Consider the following 14855-nt stretch of genomic DNA (forward strand, 5'->3'; position numbering starts at 1 on the left):
CCATGTCACAGTCAGCCGGCCACCTCATCGTCGCCCAACTCGAAGCCCACCGTGTGCGCCGCGTCTACGCGGTACCCGGAGAGAGCTACCTCGACGTCCTCGACGGACTTCACGATTCGCCCATCGAGACCGTGGTGTGCCGTCACGAGGGCGGCGCCGGATTCATGGCGCTCACCGAGGGAAGGCTGACGGGCACACCGGGCGTGGTGATGGTGACCCGCGGTCCGGGAGCGGCAAACGCCATGATCGCGGTGCACACGGCCTGGCAGGATGCGACAGCGCTTGTGCTGTTTGTGGGCCTGATTCCCGTGGCGGACCGGGAGCGTGATTCCTTCCAGGAGTTCAGCCTGACCGGCTGGTTCGGCACCACCGCCAAACGCGTTTTCGTGCTGGATGACCCGGACCGTGCGGGTGAGCTGGTCGCCGAGGCCATGCATTTGGCTGCATCAGGGCGTCCCGGTCCGGTTGTCATCGGACTGCCCGAGGACGTCCTGGTTCGGCAGGTCGAGGTGGCCCGAGCCCCGGTTCGACCGGTCGCCGGTGCCACGCCATCCCCGGCAGAGATCACGATGGTTGCCGAGCAGCTGGCTGCTGCGCAGCGCCCCCTCATCGTCGCCGGTGGTGACGGCTGGGATGACGCGACCGGCCGGACATTGATGGAGTGGGCCGCGACTGCTGGGATCCCCGTGGCAACTGATTGGCGGGCCTACGACGTTGTTCCACATTCCGCCGCGTACGCGGGTTGGCTGGGCTACGGACGTGCGGATACGCTCGCGGCTCGACTGGACGACGCGGACCTCCTCCTGTTTCTCGGTTGCGGCCGTTCCGATGTGCTCAGCGACGGGTTCACTCGCGGGTTTGCGCAACCCACGCTGTTGGTGCTTCCCGATCCTTCCGCCACCATGCATGCCGGTCGTATCGACCAGCATGTGCTCAGTACCCCGGGCGCCTTCGTCGCCGTACTGCCGACACCCGAATCCGCCCGCGGCGCCCGAACTGTCGACTGGATGACGGAGCTGAACACAGATCAGCAACGCTTCGCAACGCCTCATCCAGACGGTGGAACCGGGGTTGACCTTGGTGTTGCATTCGAGGTCCTGGAACGGTTGCTGCCCCGCGAACGTGTCGTCACATACGGTGCCGGGAACGCCACAATTTGGGGCCACCGCTATCTTTCCCACACCCAGGCGCATTCCCTGGTGGCCCCGCGCAACGGCGCCATGGGGCTGGCCGTGCCCTCGGCCGTTGCCGCGTCCCTCATCTTTCCTGACCGGCAGGCGGTCGCAATCTGCGGCGACGGGGACTTCTTTATGAACGCGCAGGAAGTCTCCGTCGCATTCGCCCAGGGCAGCACCCCGCTCGTGGTCGTCGTGGACAACGGAATATACGGGACGATTGTGCAACATCAGCGAGCGCACTATCCGGGTCGAGCTTCGGGAACGTCAATGACAAATCCCGATTTCGCCGCGTGGATGCGATCCTTCGGCGGGTACGGCGAGCTCGTGGAACGCACCGAAGACTTCGAATCCGCCCTGGCGAGCGCGCTGGCCAGTGGGCTCCCGGCGCTGCTGCACGTGCGGACAGACCCGGAAACCATGCCCCCGCCTGCGGGCAACACGAAACCGGTGGCACAATCGTGAAACTCGACCGGATCATTCGGGGAGCGAACATCCTGACCTTGGATCGGCAGCGCCCCACCGCCCACACCATGGGAATCCTCGACGGCCGCGTCGTCGGCTTCGATGAGGAAGTTCAGGGGTGCACGGCCTACAGCATCGAGGACTTCACCGGTGCGACCATCGTTCCGGGATTCATCGACGCACACTGTCACACCACATGGTGGGGGCTCGGCCTGTCCGCCGTCGACCTGCACGACGCTCGTGGTCTGGACAGCCTCTATGATCTCCTCGAGCGTGAAACTGTGCGGCTCTCCGCCGAACCAGGTGCGTGGGTCAAGGGCACCGGCTTTAATCACAAACATCACGACGGTCAGTTTCCGGACATACGGCGGCTCGACGAACTAACTGGTGACCGACCGCTGTATCTGCGCCACGTGTCGGGACATCTCTCAATCACCAACTCAGCAACGTTGCGGCTGGCCGGCGTCTTCGAACCCGGCTTCTCCAATCCGGCCGGAGGCGCCGTGCTGCGCGACGCCGAGGGCTACCCGACCGGAGTGATCGAGGAATCCGCCCAGTCCCTGATCCAAAACCTGTTGCTGCCGTACTCGGTTCCGCAGATCGTGCGGGCGCTCGACGATGCAACCACGCGGTACGCAGAGCAAGGCATCACCAGTTTCACCGAGGCCGGCATCGGTGGGGGGTGGATCGGACACAGTCCCATCGAGGTTCAGGCCTACCAGCAGGCCCTTCGGGACAATCGTCTCCACGCCCGAGCTCAGCTGATGCCGACCCTCGACGCCTTGCGTCCGCTCAGCGCCCACGCGAGGGATATGCACGACACCGGCCACGGACGGGGTATCGACCTGGGTATCGGTGCAGGTTTCGGCAACGACTGGCTCTCGCTCGGCCCGGTCAAGGTTTTCATGGACGGGTCGCTTCTGGGTGCGACCGCCGCGGTCACGGAAGATTATTGCGGGCACCCGCACAACAGCGGCTATCTTCTCGATGACCCGCAGTCCTACCGCGAACGTGTTACCGACGTCTACCGGGCGGGCTGGCCGATTGCATTGCATGCCATCGGAGACGCGGCCATCGACCTTGCCGCGGAGATCATCATCGACTGCCAGGACCGGTTCGGCCCAAACGCGCTGCCGAACCGGATTGAGCACTTCGGGATCTCGCGTCCGGACCAGGTCGACCTCATCGCCCGGGCGGGCATCGCCGTAACGCCCCAGGCGGGGTTCATCGGCCCGTTGGGTGACCAGTTCGCGGAGCTCGTGGGGGTCGAACGCGAGGGGTGGCTGTACCGAGGCCGGACCCTCGTCGATGCGGGGGCCATCCTGGCCGGCAGTTCAGACCTGCCGGTCGCCGATAATAACGTGCGTCGCGCCCTGCAATCATCCGTCGATCGAAAAACGGAGAACGGGCTCGTCCTGGGCGGGCCCGGCGAGGGGCTGACCCCGGAAGAGGCACTCCGGAGCTACACCGAGTGGGCGGCCATCGCCACTGGCACGATCGACAGCCGGGGAACCCTCGCCCGCGGAAAACTCGCCGATTTCGTGGTGCTCTCCGGCTCCCCACTGGCCGCCGACGACATCGGCACGCTCGACGTTATTGCGACCGTTGTTGACGGTCATTTCAGCTTCGACTCCCGCACCACCGCCCACTAACCCGATCGGAGCACCTCCATGAAAACGAGCACTGAGCAGCAACGCGCATTCCTGGCTGATTTTCATTCCATGAGCACCTTCGGGGCCACCGCGGGGGGCGGCGTCGACCGGCAGGCTGCCACGGCGGCCGACGGCCAGACCAGAAATTGGTTTCGCGGGCTTGTCGAGGGTCATGGTTTCAAGGTGCGGTATGACCAGGTCGGTAACCAATTCACGCTCGTCGAATTGGTCCCCGACGCCCCATACATCGCCATAGGTTCGCATCTGGATTCGCAACCGCTCGGCGGCCGCTTCGACGGTGCTTACGGTGTGCTCGCGGGAGCGCACGCCGCGATGCGATTGCGCGAGGCCTTGGGCGATCAGGGCGGGATTCCGCTCTACAACATTGTCATCGTCAACTGGTTCAACGAGGAGGGTTGCCGCTTCAAACCGTCGATGATGGGCAGCTCGGTGTTCACCGGCAAATTGCCCGTTGCGCGAGTATTGGCCACGCAGGATCCACACGGTGTGACGGTACGCGAGGCGCTCGAGGCGATTGGAACGATTGGGGACTTCAGCCTCGAAGTCGCCGCGTATCTTGAAATCCACATCGAACAGGGACGCTCACTGGAAGACGGCGGTCTCAGTATCGGCCTGGTCGAATCCACGTGGGGTGCCAATAAGTATGAGTTTGTGGTGCACGGAGAGCAGGCGCACACGGGAGCCACCGTGATCGCCGACCGCTCCGACGCACTACTCGGCGCTTCTTCGCTCGTCGTCGCGGCGCGCGAAATCGCCAACCAGTTCACCACGGATGACCACATGGTGATCACCTCCTGCGGAGAGTTCACCGTGTTTCCGAACTCGCCGGTTGTCGTGGCCAACCGCGTCAATCTGCTCGTGGACGTGCGCAGCACCGACCCCACGGTGTTGGCCGCTGCCGACGCCGAGCTGCACCGCAGGGTCGCCGAGATTGCACGGTGGGCCGCAGTGCGAATTGAACGCGGTGCCGAGCACATCTGGGCGGCGAAAGAGTACGACGCCGCGGGACTGCTGCTGGCCGCGGCCAGCGCCGAGAAACTGGGCCTGCCCTACGGCACCGTTCGCACCCGCGCCGGTCACGACTCGACAAATATGAAGGACATCGTTCCGACCATCATGCTTTTCGTGCCCAGCGTCGAAGGAATTTCGCACAACGAGCATGAGTTGACTTCCGACACGGACATGCTCGCCGGGGTCGATCTGCTCACCGACCTCGCTGGACGGCTCGTCACCGGCGAGCTGGTCCACCCCTGACCTACTTGCCAGATGCGGGCTTCGCCTTCATCTGGCTCGAGATATCCAGCAATCAGAGTACGACGCCGCCCAGGAGGACATCGTGACCGTGTACGCCATAACCGACCCCGCAACGGGGGAGTCAGTCCAGGAATACCCCGTGGCGACGGGAGATGAGATCGAGGCCGCGATGGACTCGGCTGCCACAGCGTTTGAGAATTGGCGGTTCTCGGCCGTGGCTGATCGGGTGAGCTTGCTGCGGCGTGTGGCCGAGCTGTACGCGGAACGACGCGACGCACTCGCCGCCGCCATCACGCGCGAAATGGGCAAGCCGATCTCGCAGGCTCGACTCGAAGTTGACCTCGTAGCGTCGATCTACAACTACTACGCGGACAAGGGTCCGGGGTTCCTGCAGGATGAGGCTCTGGACATCGCTGGCGGTGGATCGGCCGTGGTCCGGAAGGAGGGTCTCGGCCCGATCCTCGGAATCATGCCGTGGAACTATCCGTACTACCAGGTCGCTCGTTTTGCCGCGCCCAACATCATGAACGGCAACACCATTGTCCTTAAGCATGCGCCTCAATGCCCGGAGTCTGCCTTGGCCATGGAGCAGATCTTTCGGGATGCCGGCGCGCTGCACGGCACATATGTGAATGTTTTCGCCACCAATGAGCAGGCCGCCATGATGATCGCGGACCCCCGCGTTCAGGGCGTCTCCTTGACCGGGTCCGAGCGCGCCGGCGCTGCCGTGGCCGAAATCGCGGGGAGAAACCTCAAGAAGGTCGTTCTCGAGCTGGGGGGATCCGACGCGTTTCTGGTGCTCGAGTCCGCCGATGTCAGGCACGCGGCCGAACAGGCCGTGCTCGGTCGCTTCGGAAACGCCGGCCAGGCGTGCAACGCAGCCAAACGCTTCATAGTGGTCGAGGCCGTTTACGAGGAATTCCTCGCGCAGTTTACCGCCGCCGTTTCTGCCATCAGCGTGGGTGACCCCGGGCTCCCCGAGACCTTCATGGGTCCGATGTCGTCGGTCGCAGCGGTGGATGGGCTTGCCGAACAGGTCGAGGATGCCATCAGCAAGGGTGCCACTGTAGTTGTTGGTGGTGCCAGGCTGGATCTGCCCGGTGCGTGGTTCCAGCCCACTATCCTCACGGGGGTGACACCGGCGATGCGGGCGTATTCGGAGGAGCTTTTCGGTCCGGTCGCCGTTGTGCACAGAGTCGCGTCAGAAGACGAAGCCGTTGAGATGGCCAACGCGTCGGCTTATGGGCTCGGCGCGGCGATCCAATCCACGGATTTGATCCGTGCCGAACGCATCGCGGACCGTCTTCACGTGGGGATGGTGACGGTGAACGCGGCCTCGGGCACGTCAGCGGAGTTGCCCTTTGGCGGCGTTAAGCGATCGGGAATCGGCCGGGAGCTGGGCAAGTACGGTATGGAAGAATTCGTGAATACCAAGCTGATACGCGTCGCTCCATCGCGACCGGCCATGACGCCTTCGGTCCGGTGACGGCGATGGCTACCGAAGAGAGGCAAATCGACAACGGCATCTTCCGCGTGACCAAGTGGACGATTGAACCCGGGGATGCTATTCCTATGCACGTTCACGAGTTTGAGTACGCGGTCGTGCCTCTCGTTACTGAAACAATGCACGTCATCAACGCAGATGGTTCAGAAATCGTCGCTGAACTTCACAACGGCCAAAGTTACACTCGCCCCTCCGGTGCCGAACACACCGTGCAGAATCGTGGCACGCGCCGTATCGAATTCGTCGAGGTTGAAAAACTTGCCTAACCGCCGCAGCTACTGAGCTTGACATTGCATGTGGTCTTGTACCGCCATCACATCATCCTGAAACGCCAGATCGAGGTGCGAGTGCCACTTTGAGTGCCATGAACCTTCTCAAGGTGCCAGGAACAACCCGTAGCAGCACCGGGTAATTGGCAAGCCACACTCATCAAGTTCCGCGAAATCACGTGGGACCTGCGGGTGGGCATCAGCCCACCCAGGCAGCCCGGCTCGCTTCATCTGTTCCTGGTTCGAGTCTCTGGGGTCACGTCCCGCCGGGTGGTGTAATTCATCGTCACCGTGCGGGTCAGCTGATTTGATTATGCAGCAATGAGCTCGGGAACGGGAATTACCCCCGTCAGGGCGCTGGCGTCGGGGAGGGTGAGGGCCGCGTTGAAGGCGGCCAGCTGGCGCATGGAGTCTTCGGAGAGGTAGCGGCGGGCGCCTGCCTCCCACTCGTCGTGTTGCTCGACCAGGACGGCGCCTGCGAGGCGGAGCAGGGCGGCCGGGTTGGGAAACACACCGACGACATCGGTCCTGCGCTTGATTTCCTTATTTATTCGAGTGGGTTTGTGGACCACACCTGTCGCCAGTGTTTGGGCGGGAATCCGCAGAATGCGAGGATGTCGGCGCGCGCGTCGTGGAGCATCGTGGCGACTTTTGCGTGAGAGCGTTCGAGCATGCGGGTGACCTCGTCGAACTGGGCCTGAACGTGCGTCGCGTCGGGCTGGGCGAAGATGGTGCGGATGACAGCGGCGACCATATCTTGACTGGCGCGCGGGACAATGGAGAGAACATTTCTCATGAAGTGGACCCTGCAGCGTTGCCACGCGGCACCCTGAAAAACGGTGCTAATGGCTTTCTTCAACCCCGAGTGAGCGTCGGAGATGACGAGCTTGACACCGTCCAGTCCACGGGCTTTCAAAGACCGCAGGAACTCGGTCCAGAAGATCTCATTCTCGCTGTCGCCGACGTCGAAACCGAGGACCTCGCGGCGGCCATCGGCGGCCACGCCGATGGCGACGACCATCGCTTGCGAGATGACGCGGTGGTTGACGCGGGCCTTGCAATACGTGGCGTCAAGGAAGACGTAGGGGTAGCCGGTAACGCCGAGGTCACGGCCACGGAATGTGGCGACTTCCCCGTCGAGATCCGCGCAAATCCGGGATACTTCGGACTTGGAGATGCCGGTGTCCGCGCCCAGGGCTTTGACCAGGTCGTCGACTTTGCGGGTCGAGACGCCGTGGAGGTAAGCCTCCATCACGACAGCGAACAGGGCTTGGTCCACGCGCCGGCGCCGCTCAAGGAGTGCCGGGAAGAAGGAGCCCTGGCGTAGCTTGGGGATCTTCAGATTCAGGTCCCCGGCCGTGGTCGTCAAGACGCGCGGGCGGGTCCCATTGCGCTGGTTGGTGCGGTCATCGGAGCGTTCAAAACGGCCGGCGCCGATGTGCGCGGTGGCCTCGGCGTCGATGAGTTCTTGGTAGAGCGTTTCGGTAACTGCTCGGATTCGATCGGTGACGTTGGTGAGTTTGAGCTCTGCGAGGAGCGCAAGCAAGGCAGACTGGTCTAAAGCCATCGTGTGATGTGTCTTTCTGTGAGTTCTTTGATCGGTACTCACTGACCATCGCACGGTGGCTCTTTACGTTGTTAATCCAACGATCAAACCCTGGGAATTACACCACTCAGGGGGACGTGACCCGACGCAAATCAGAATCGCTACGAAATAGCCGGTCCGCGAGGGGCTGGCAAGGGACTCGTCTCGGATTCGGCTGACGCGGTCTTCCGTTACTGGGTGCGATAGCGAAAGCTCTTGGTCCTAAGTTTCGAGGTACGTGGCGATTGCCTCCACCGGACTTGAAAGACGTAGGTACCCCTGACAGCGTCCCCAGACGCGCCAACGTAATGTCCCGCTGCTTCGTCAAACGTGCTCGAGGCATCGCCGGTCACGAGACTGATCGCGATAGTGGAATGCGACACAGCTTTCATGTGCACCCCCAGCCCGTCCATCTCTACCCAGCCTCGGCCCGGCGACTTCACCCTAAATTCGACAGCGTTAGCGTCGCCCGGCCCGAGCTGGTCAATATCGAACCTTACGCCGGGGCGACGTTCGAACGCGGTGCCGTAGTCGTATCGCGTGAACTTCTCTTGCCAGTGCGGCCGCGGGTGGTAGAGCCACGTCTGCCGGACCGCAATCACGGCGGCCACAGACGATACGACTGAGAGGAAAAGGGCGACAACGGCTAGCCAGAAGGTCAGAGTTGGATCTGGGCTTACTGCCGTTTGCTCCAGGTCAGGTGTTGCGAAGTACATAACGCGAGCGTAGCGGTTGGCGACCCCGCTCCTACCCTGGGGCCCTCCCCATCCCCCGACCCAAGCCAGTCCGACACGGCATAGGGCCTGTTCCCAGCTACGTATGACCTCCGGGGTTTCCAAAATCCCCCGAACGCCGCCATAGGAGCCCAAATGCCCAGCCTTCACCCCGTTCCGCCTCTCGACGACCTCGACGACGGGCTCCCGACAACCTGGAGCGCTTCGTCGCGCGCCACTTTCGCCGAAATCACCGCCAAAAACCCCTACCTCGACGCCTCCAGCCAAGCGACACTCTACGAAGCGTCCGCGCTCCTCGCCTCCGCCGACGCTATGGACGCCCGCATCGCGGCCGACGGCCTGGTCATCCTCGGCAGTCGCGGCCAGCCCTTCGCACACGTCCTCATCGGGGAGGCACGTGGCCCGCGTGCAGGCACTCGCCGCACTCCGCTCTCTCGGCCTCGCGAAAGGGCAGTCGCCCGCCTCGGCGGCTGGCTCCGCGTTGGTGAGTAAACGCTGGCACGGCGCGCGGTCGTCCCGATGATCCCTCGCACCACCGCCCGCCGCCCGGCCTCGTCCTCACCCTTCGATCCGGTGGTGAGGAACTGCCCGCCTAGTCGCCGATCCACCCCCGCGGAGGCTGGACTCCGGCGGCTGCCTTTCTTGCCGCTCTCGACTACGTCGCGGGACTCGACCGGCGCGAGGGCGGAGCCGCCGACCGTCGCCTCATCCTGACGGCCTACCGCGACCTCCTCGCCCGCCTACCGGACAAGAAGCGCGCTCAAATCGTCGAGCGAGTCCTCGGCATCGATCACGCCGCCGCGTACTTCGCCGAGCTGGTCATCGAGCCCGAGGACGACCCCGCCCCGTTCTGAGGCCGCCCCGCCTCAGAACCCCGAGACGGGGCACTTTCGGAGTCTGGCAAAGGGAATCCACCCCACTACACACAAACCTGAGAGTCAGCTGGGAATCATGGTAAGCTCGGGGTACGGGTCGCATCTAGCGGCGCGGTCAGCAACTCACCAGACAAGAAGGACATCCCACATGAACGATATATGCGAGATTGACAACTGCCCCGGCACACTATCCCTGACGTGGAATAATGATCGGAGCATGGTCTCACCCGCCTCTGCAATGAAGTACCAATGCAGCGCCGATCCCGCTCACGAGTTTGAAGACCCGCGCACCATGCCGGTTGACACGTCACGCTCTATCTAGAGCGCGAGACCAACGCGGAGCGCTATGCCGACGGCCTGGTTCATCGTGCGGGCTGCGCGACCGCGCAATACCGCCACTCCTCAGGAATCCCGAGGAGGGGCGTAACTTGTCGTTCGGCAGGCTGTCTATGGCCGCAACGGGGTCACGCTTCTGTGCCTTGGGGTTCGCTTTCGCCCAAGCCCGCCACGAAGAGACTGAGAGCGGCGACCTTGGGAACGTCAACCCAGAGTCGAATGGAATTACCCAAAACGGATGTTCCCCCTACCTGGAACGCATCGAAGTCGAGTCCGTCCAAGAGTTCTGCAAGTGACGCGGCCTTTGCCGCCGAAAGGTACCCAACCTTCCGACCTTGGCCGAAGACTGCAACGGCGTTGGCGTCACTCCCGTTGTCCGGTTCGCGCTTGAGTAGGTAGTCGGTCCCGCCGTACAGGGCACGCTCATCTTCAGTCACGCAGTATGAGGAGCCGACGATGCGAAATCTCGTTGACGGAAGGTCTCGTAAGTCGAGAGCCTTCAGCGCCGTGGTGTCAACGGTGACCTTCTCCAATGCCGGAATCCGTTCCTCCGGCCCGAGTTTTGCCTCCATCTCGGCGACCCAGTCGTCGAATGTCCCGGTCCACCGATCTGTATAGCGCGTCTCGACGACTCCTCCCGGCAGCTTCACCGTATAGCTCCGACGCGGCGGACGTGCAGGCACGGTTTCAGGTGGCTTGGCAGGCGTGATAACTGCAGGTTTAGACGGCCTGCGTCCGAATAGTCGTGCGACAATCCCCATTCTCGGAGTCTAGGTGCTGGTTGCCGAGGTCTGAGTCCAAAGCTAATTGGCGTAACCGTTGGCGTAACTGCCCGATAGACGCAGAAAAGGCCAGCCCCACGAAGTGCGGAACTGGCCTCTGACCTGCTATTTCATCTGTCGGGCTGACAGGATTCGAACCTGCGACCCCTTGACCCCCAGTCAAGTGCGCTACCAAGCTGCGCCACAGCCCGCCGCTTCCACAACGCGATTTCAATGATCAAAACCTGCGGAAGACAACTGTAAGAGCTTACCGCCTTATGAGCGGTCGAATGAACACAACGGCACCGGCTCGAGATCGTGCCGGGTTCAGCGGATGACCGGGCCGGCTCGCCCCGTGCGGCCCACGGCTCCTCGCTAGGGTAGACAGCATCATGCATATTCGAGACATCGGCGTGTCAACGCTGAAAAGCTGCCGGCACCAGCCGCGGGACGGCATCCGTCTCACCGCAGACGGACCGGTCGGGGATCGAGACTTCGCCGTCGTCGATCTGAACAACGGACAGATCCTGAGAACGGTCGAGAACCCCGCGCTGGTGGCGTGCGAGGCCGACTGGGTTGATGGGGTGCTCTCGGCGACGATCGACGGACATCGAGTCGCGGCGGTTCCCGTGCCGAGCGGCGGCACCGTCGACTTCGACTATTGGGGTCGCCAGACGCCCATGCAGGTGCTCGACGGCCCTTGGGCGAGCGAATTCTCCCGCCTGCTGGGCCGGAGCGTTGTGCTCGCCCGCAGTCTCGTCACCGGGGGAGCGGTCTACGCCGATTCGGTGACAATCGTCACGACGAGCTCGCTCGACTGGCTCGCGCGCGAGAGCGGAATCGAGGTTGACACGCGGCGCTTTCGCTCCACCTTCACCCTCGACAGCGGCGATACCCCGGCGCACCTTGAGGACGAGTGGGCCGGCCGCGAGCTTCAAGTGGGCGGAGTCCGCCTGCTCGTGAAGGGCGGCATTCCTCGGTGTGCGGTCATCGACATCCACCCCGACATGGGTGAGCGTGGAGCGAATTTGCTGAAAACCCTCGGCGGATATCGGCTGCACGGCAGCGACATCATGTTCGGCGTCTATGCCGAGGTCATCAGCCCCGGTTTCGTGTCGGTCGGCGACGACGTCGCGCTGGTCTAGCTCAAGACCGGGCGAGTCCTACAGCGCAGGCTCGTGCCGGAACTAAGGCCGCAGCCGGATGAGTCGCTGCGGGCCATCCTCTTTCAGCTCGGCCTGGTCGCTGCGCGACGCGAGAAAATCGGTGAAGGAACGAAAGCCGAGCGGCTTCTCATTGAACGAGGGGTCCATGCGGCGCATCTGGTTCTTGATCGTGCCGGTGTTGAGCCACTCGTCGGCATCGCCCTTGGCGTGACCGATCTGCAGCGCCCGAACCAACAGCTCCGTGGCGAGGGTCTGCGGGTCGATGTCCTCGGCCTCCGGCTCGTCGAATTGCGCATCCTCGGTGTGCGAGAACATGGGAATCGTGGTGAGCAGACGAGCGCGGCTGGGAGCTGCCTCGGGCACAGCGGCGACGGGTTCGGCCGCCTTCCTGCTCGCCTTCGGTGCCTCGACAACGGCGATCGCGGCCGCCTTGCCGATTCCGGGCAGCGAGTCGTAGTCCTCGAACTCGTCGCAGGCTGCCGCCAGCGAGGTGCTCGTCGAGCCCGCGACCCCGATGCCGACCACGAAACGACCCAGCCGCTTCGACTTCTGGGCGAGCGCGATGTAGTCGGAGTCGCCGGCGATGATGATCACGTGGGTGAGGTCGGGCAGGCGAAAGAGGTCTTCGACCACGTCGACGGCCAAACGGATGTCCGCGCCATTTTTGGTTCCGCGGGTGGTGGTGGTGAACAGCTGGGTCAGGTCCACCGCACGAGACATGAGCTGGCGCTGGTAGCTCGCATTGACGGGCACGGACCAGTCGGCGTAGGCGCGGTTGACGACTAGGGTGCCAAAGGACGCGGCAAAGTCGATGATGGCATTGAAATCTACGGTCGCGGAGGCGAGCCTTGCGGCGATCTCGGGGTCGGCATCCGGGCTCTTTTTATTGAAATCGCGGATGCCGTCGCGCTGAAAGGCGTTGCGCCCGTGCAGCTGCTGGTAGCGCGAGATGACGATGTTGTCGAAGTCGATATAGAGGCCGACGCGAGCATCGTTCGGTTCAGTCATGGTGAGCTCCTTAGCCACAGGCGGAAGACTCCGTCGCGATCCGGTAGGTCTAGTTTGCGCCGTGCGATGCGGCCGAGGCAACTCAGCCGGCTCTATGCACGCTGTCGTGCGCTGCCTTCGGGCTGCGGGTGGTGCACATCAGGGTCCGCAGCATTTGTCGTGCAGTCGCGAAAGTCGGATGCTTGAACCATGGAGCACACGCACGAGAACTCACACGTCCACTCCGATGCCGCCCACGGGGCTGGGGAGGCAGCATCCGCTGAACATGCGCCGCGCAACCCGGGCGCGGTCGAGGAATTCTGGGACGACCGCTACGCCGACATGTCGCAGCTGTGGAGCGGGCAGGCCAATGCCACGCTGGTGACCGAGGTGCAGGATCTCCCCGCCGGGCGCGCGCTGGACGTCGGCTGCGGCGAGGGAGCGGATGCCCTCTGGCTGGCGGAACGCGGGTGGGAAGTCACGGCGCTGGACGTGTCGCGGGTGGCCCTGGATCGAGCTGCCGCACAGGCTGAGCTTCGCGGAGTGAGCGTGCACTGGCTGCATGCCGGCCTGGTAGAGGCGGCGCTGCCGGCGGCATCCTTCGATCTCGTCTCGGCGCAATACCCCGCACTGCTGCGCACCGCCGAGAATGTTGCCGAGCACGCGCTATTGTCAGCGGTCGCCCCGGGCGGCGTGCTTGTGATCGTGCACCACCCGGCTCCGACGACGGATGAGGCCAAGTCCCACGGGTTCAATCCCGACGACTACGTGAGTCCGGCCCGGGTCGCTGCCCTGCTGGACGACGGCTGGCAGATCGAGGTGGACGAGACGAGGCCGCGCTACGTGGCGACCGGCGCCGGGGCGCACCACACCCACGACGTCGTGGTGCGGGCGCGACGCTTGCGCTGAGGCCCGACCGGTGCCTCAGTTGGTGACGCTGAATGTCGCTGTCGGTTGCGGCCCACCTGCGACGGCGCCTCGTCGGGCGATACTGGAGGCATGGACGACAAAGATACCCTCGCTGATTTTCTGCGCTCAGCCCGGGCACGACTGACGCCGGCTGATGTCGGCCTGCCGGTGAACCCCCACGCGGCCGCACGGCGGGTACCCGGACTGCGCCGTGACGAAGTAGCCGGGCTGGCCGGCGTGAGCGTGGATTACTACGCGCGCATGGAGCAGGGCCGGGTAACCCAGGCATCCGATGCTGTTGTCAATGCGCTCGCCGGTGTGTTGCACCTGAATGAGGCGGAACGCAGCTACCTGTTCTCACTGTTATCCGCGTCGACCGGCGGCCGCAGCCAGCAGCGGCGGCGCACACACGCGGTTCGACCCTCGGTGCGCACCATAATGGATTCCTTTACCGCACAGCCGGCCTTCGTGCTCGGTGTCGGCATGGATGTGCTGGCCATGAACGACCTCGCCAAGCTGCTGCTGAAAGACTTCACGAAGAGCTCGGGACTCGGGCGCAGCATGGCCCGGTGGACATTCCTCGACCCGTCAGCGCGCACACTCTACTTGGACTGGGAGATTGTGGCGTGCGATGTGGCGGCTATGCTCCGTCACGACGCTCGGTCCCACCCCAACGACTCGGCTCTCAACGAACTGATCGGTGAGTTGACCGTCAAGAGCGACGAATTTCGTGCGTGGTGGAGTCAGCACCGGGTGTGGGAGTGCACCTTCGGCGTGAAGCGCTTCATGCACCCGATCGTGGGCCGGGTCGACGTGGATTACGAGACCTTTCCGGTTCCGGGCGAACCAGACCAGCAACTCTTCGTCTACAGCACCCAGCCGGCGTCCGCCTCAAACGACGCGCTGCGCATCCTGGCCTCCTGGCGCGCAGATCAGACGGATGCCGCGGCGCTCGAGTCTTCTCTCTGACGCAACAAATCCTTCGGGTAAAGATACGGCGCCCCGAGGCGGGCGCGCTTCCCGGCGCTGAGAACGAGATCGAGCAATCCCGAGCGCACCACGCAGCGCAATCCAAGCGTCGCTGTAAGGGGAATGAAGTGGTCGAAGCGATGCCCGATTAACGACGGATGCCCCGGGCCGCGTTGACAACTGCGGCCCGGGG

At 63.9% G+C, this 14855-nt stretch carries 11 protein-coding genes, 1 tRNA gene and 1 pseudogene; 9 read left to right on the plus strand and 4 right to left on the minus strand.

Annotated features, from left to right (window positions below; translation table 11 throughout):
* Nucleotides 1–2: 2 nt before the first annotated feature.
* From CXY78_RS20190 to CXY78_RS20210, 5 genes are all read left to right on the plus strand, one after another.
* A complete protein-coding gene (locus CXY78_RS20190) occupies nucleotides 3–1640 on the plus strand; it encodes a thiamine pyrophosphate-dependent enzyme (RefSeq protein ID WP_104090930.1) in 1638 nt (545 codons plus the stop codon).
* Nucleotides 1637–3292 (plus strand): amidohydrolase, encoded by a 1656-nt coding sequence (locus CXY78_RS20195; protein WP_104090931.1) that lies wholly within the window; start codon nucleotides 1637–1639, stop codon nucleotides 3290–3292. Before CXY78_RS20190 ends, CXY78_RS20195 begins: the two co-directional genes overlap by 4 nt.
* A gap of 18 nt (nucleotides 3293–3310) precedes the next feature.
* Complete coding sequence (locus CXY78_RS20200; RefSeq protein WP_104090933.1) at nucleotides 3311–4567, plus strand: M20 family metallo-hydrolase; 1257 nt, start codon at nucleotides 3311–3313, stop codon at nucleotides 4565–4567.
* Between the two features lie 82 nt (nucleotides 4568–4649).
* On the plus strand, nucleotides 4650–6053 hold the full coding sequence (locus CXY78_RS20205; RefSeq protein WP_104090934.1) for an NAD-dependent succinate-semialdehyde dehydrogenase: 1404 nt from the start codon (nucleotides 4650–4652) through the stop codon (nucleotides 6051–6053).
* A 5-nt stretch (nucleotides 6054–6058) separates the two neighbouring features.
* The gene (locus CXY78_RS20210) at nucleotides 6059–6337 is read left to right on the plus strand and encodes a cupin domain-containing protein (RefSeq protein WP_104090936.1); all 279 of its coding nucleotides are present in this window, start codon (nucleotides 6059–6061) and stop codon (nucleotides 6335–6337) included.
* Between the two features lie 314 nt (nucleotides 6338–6651).
* Here the strand turns inward: CXY78_RS20210 and CXY78_RS20215 are convergent.
* Nucleotides 6652–7907, minus strand: a pseudogene (locus CXY78_RS20215) (IS256 family transposase).
* Between the two features lie 887 nt (nucleotides 7908–8794).
* Here CXY78_RS20215 and CXY78_RS20225 point away from each other — a divergent pair.
* Nucleotides 8795–9151 carry a hypothetical protein gene (locus CXY78_RS20225; RefSeq protein ID WP_104090939.1) on the plus strand — a complete coding sequence of 119 codons (357 nt, stop codon included), beginning with the start codon at nucleotides 8795–8797 and terminating at the stop codon, nucleotides 9149–9151.
* Nucleotides 9152–9998: 847 nt separating this feature from the next.
* Here the strand turns inward: CXY78_RS20225 and CXY78_RS20230 are convergent.
* A complete protein-coding gene (locus CXY78_RS20230; protein ID WP_104090940.1) occupies nucleotides 9999–10631 on the minus strand; it encodes an HIRAN domain-containing protein in 633 nt (210 codons plus the stop codon).
* A gap of 138 nt (nucleotides 10632–10769) precedes the next feature.
* Nucleotides 10770–10843 (minus strand) — tRNA-Pro (locus tag CXY78_RS20235).
* 180 nt (nucleotides 10844–11023) lie between these two features.
* Between CXY78_RS20235 and CXY78_RS20240 the strand changes: the two genes are divergently transcribed.
* Nucleotides 11024–11776, plus strand: coding sequence for an MOSC domain-containing protein (locus CXY78_RS20240; protein WP_104090942.1), 753 nt, complete (start codon nucleotides 11024–11026; stop codon nucleotides 11774–11776).
* 42 nt (nucleotides 11777–11818) lie between these two features.
* Here the strand turns inward: CXY78_RS20240 and CXY78_RS20245 are convergent, their stop codons facing one another.
* Nucleotides 11819–12805, minus strand: coding sequence for an NYN domain-containing protein (locus tag CXY78_RS20245; protein ID WP_104090943.1), 987 nt, complete (start codon nucleotides 12803–12805; stop codon nucleotides 11819–11821).
* Nucleotides 12806–12994: 189 nt separating this feature from the next.
* Between CXY78_RS20245 and CXY78_RS20250 the strand changes: the two genes are divergently transcribed.
* Nucleotides 12995–13693 (plus strand): bifunctional 2-polyprenyl-6-hydroxyphenol methylase/3-demethylubiquinol 3-O-methyltransferase UbiG, encoded by a 699-nt coding sequence (locus CXY78_RS20250; protein WP_104090945.1) that lies wholly within the window; start codon nucleotides 12995–12997, stop codon nucleotides 13691–13693.
* 90 nt (nucleotides 13694–13783) lie between these two features.
* Nucleotides 13784–14662: a helix-turn-helix transcriptional regulator gene (locus tag CXY78_RS20255; protein ID WP_104090946.1), complete on the plus strand. Its 879-nt coding sequence runs from the start codon at nucleotides 13784–13786 to the stop codon at nucleotides 14660–14662.
* The last annotated feature ends 193 nt before the right edge of the window (nucleotides 14663–14855 follow it).

This window comes from Cryobacterium sp. N19, from assembly GCF_002929595.1.
GTDB classification, from domain to species: domain Bacteria; phylum Actinomycetota; class Actinomycetes; order Actinomycetales; family Microbacteriaceae; genus Cryobacterium; species Cryobacterium flavum.

Bases quoted from the DNA above. Each gene is read 5' to 3' on its own strand.
- CXY78_RS20190 (WP_104090930.1), top strand. From the start codon at position 3: ATGTCACAGTCAGCCGGCCACCTCATCGTCGCCCAACTCGAAGCCCAC.
- CXY78_RS20200 (WP_104090933.1), top strand. From the start codon at position 3,311: ATGAAAACGAGCACTGAGCAGCAACGCGCATTCCTGGCTGATTTTCAT.
- CXY78_RS20210 (WP_104090936.1), top strand. From the start codon at position 6,059: ATGGCTACCGAAGAGAGGCAAATCGACAACGGCATCTTCCGCGTGACC.
- CXY78_RS20225 (WP_104090939.1), top strand. From the start codon at position 8,795: ATGCCCAGCCTTCACCCCGTTCCGCCTCTCGACGACCTCGACGACGGG.
- CXY78_RS20230 (WP_104090940.1), bottom strand. From the start codon at position 10,631: ATGGGGATTGTCGCACGACTATTCGGACGCAGGCCGTCTAAACCTGCA.
- CXY78_RS20240 (WP_104090942.1), top strand. From the start codon at position 11,024: ATGCATATTCGAGACATCGGCGTGTCAACGCTGAAAAGCTGCCGGCAC.
- CXY78_RS20245 (WP_104090943.1), bottom strand. From the start codon at position 12,805: ATGACTGAACCGAACGATGCTCGCGTCGGCCTCTATATCGACTTCGAC.
- CXY78_RS20250 (WP_104090945.1), top strand. From the start codon at position 12,995: ATGGAGCACACGCACGAGAACTCACACGTCCACTCCGATGCCGCCCAC.
- CXY78_RS20255 (WP_104090946.1), top strand. From the start codon at position 13,784: ATGGACGACAAAGATACCCTCGCTGATTTTCTGCGCTCAGCCCGGGCA.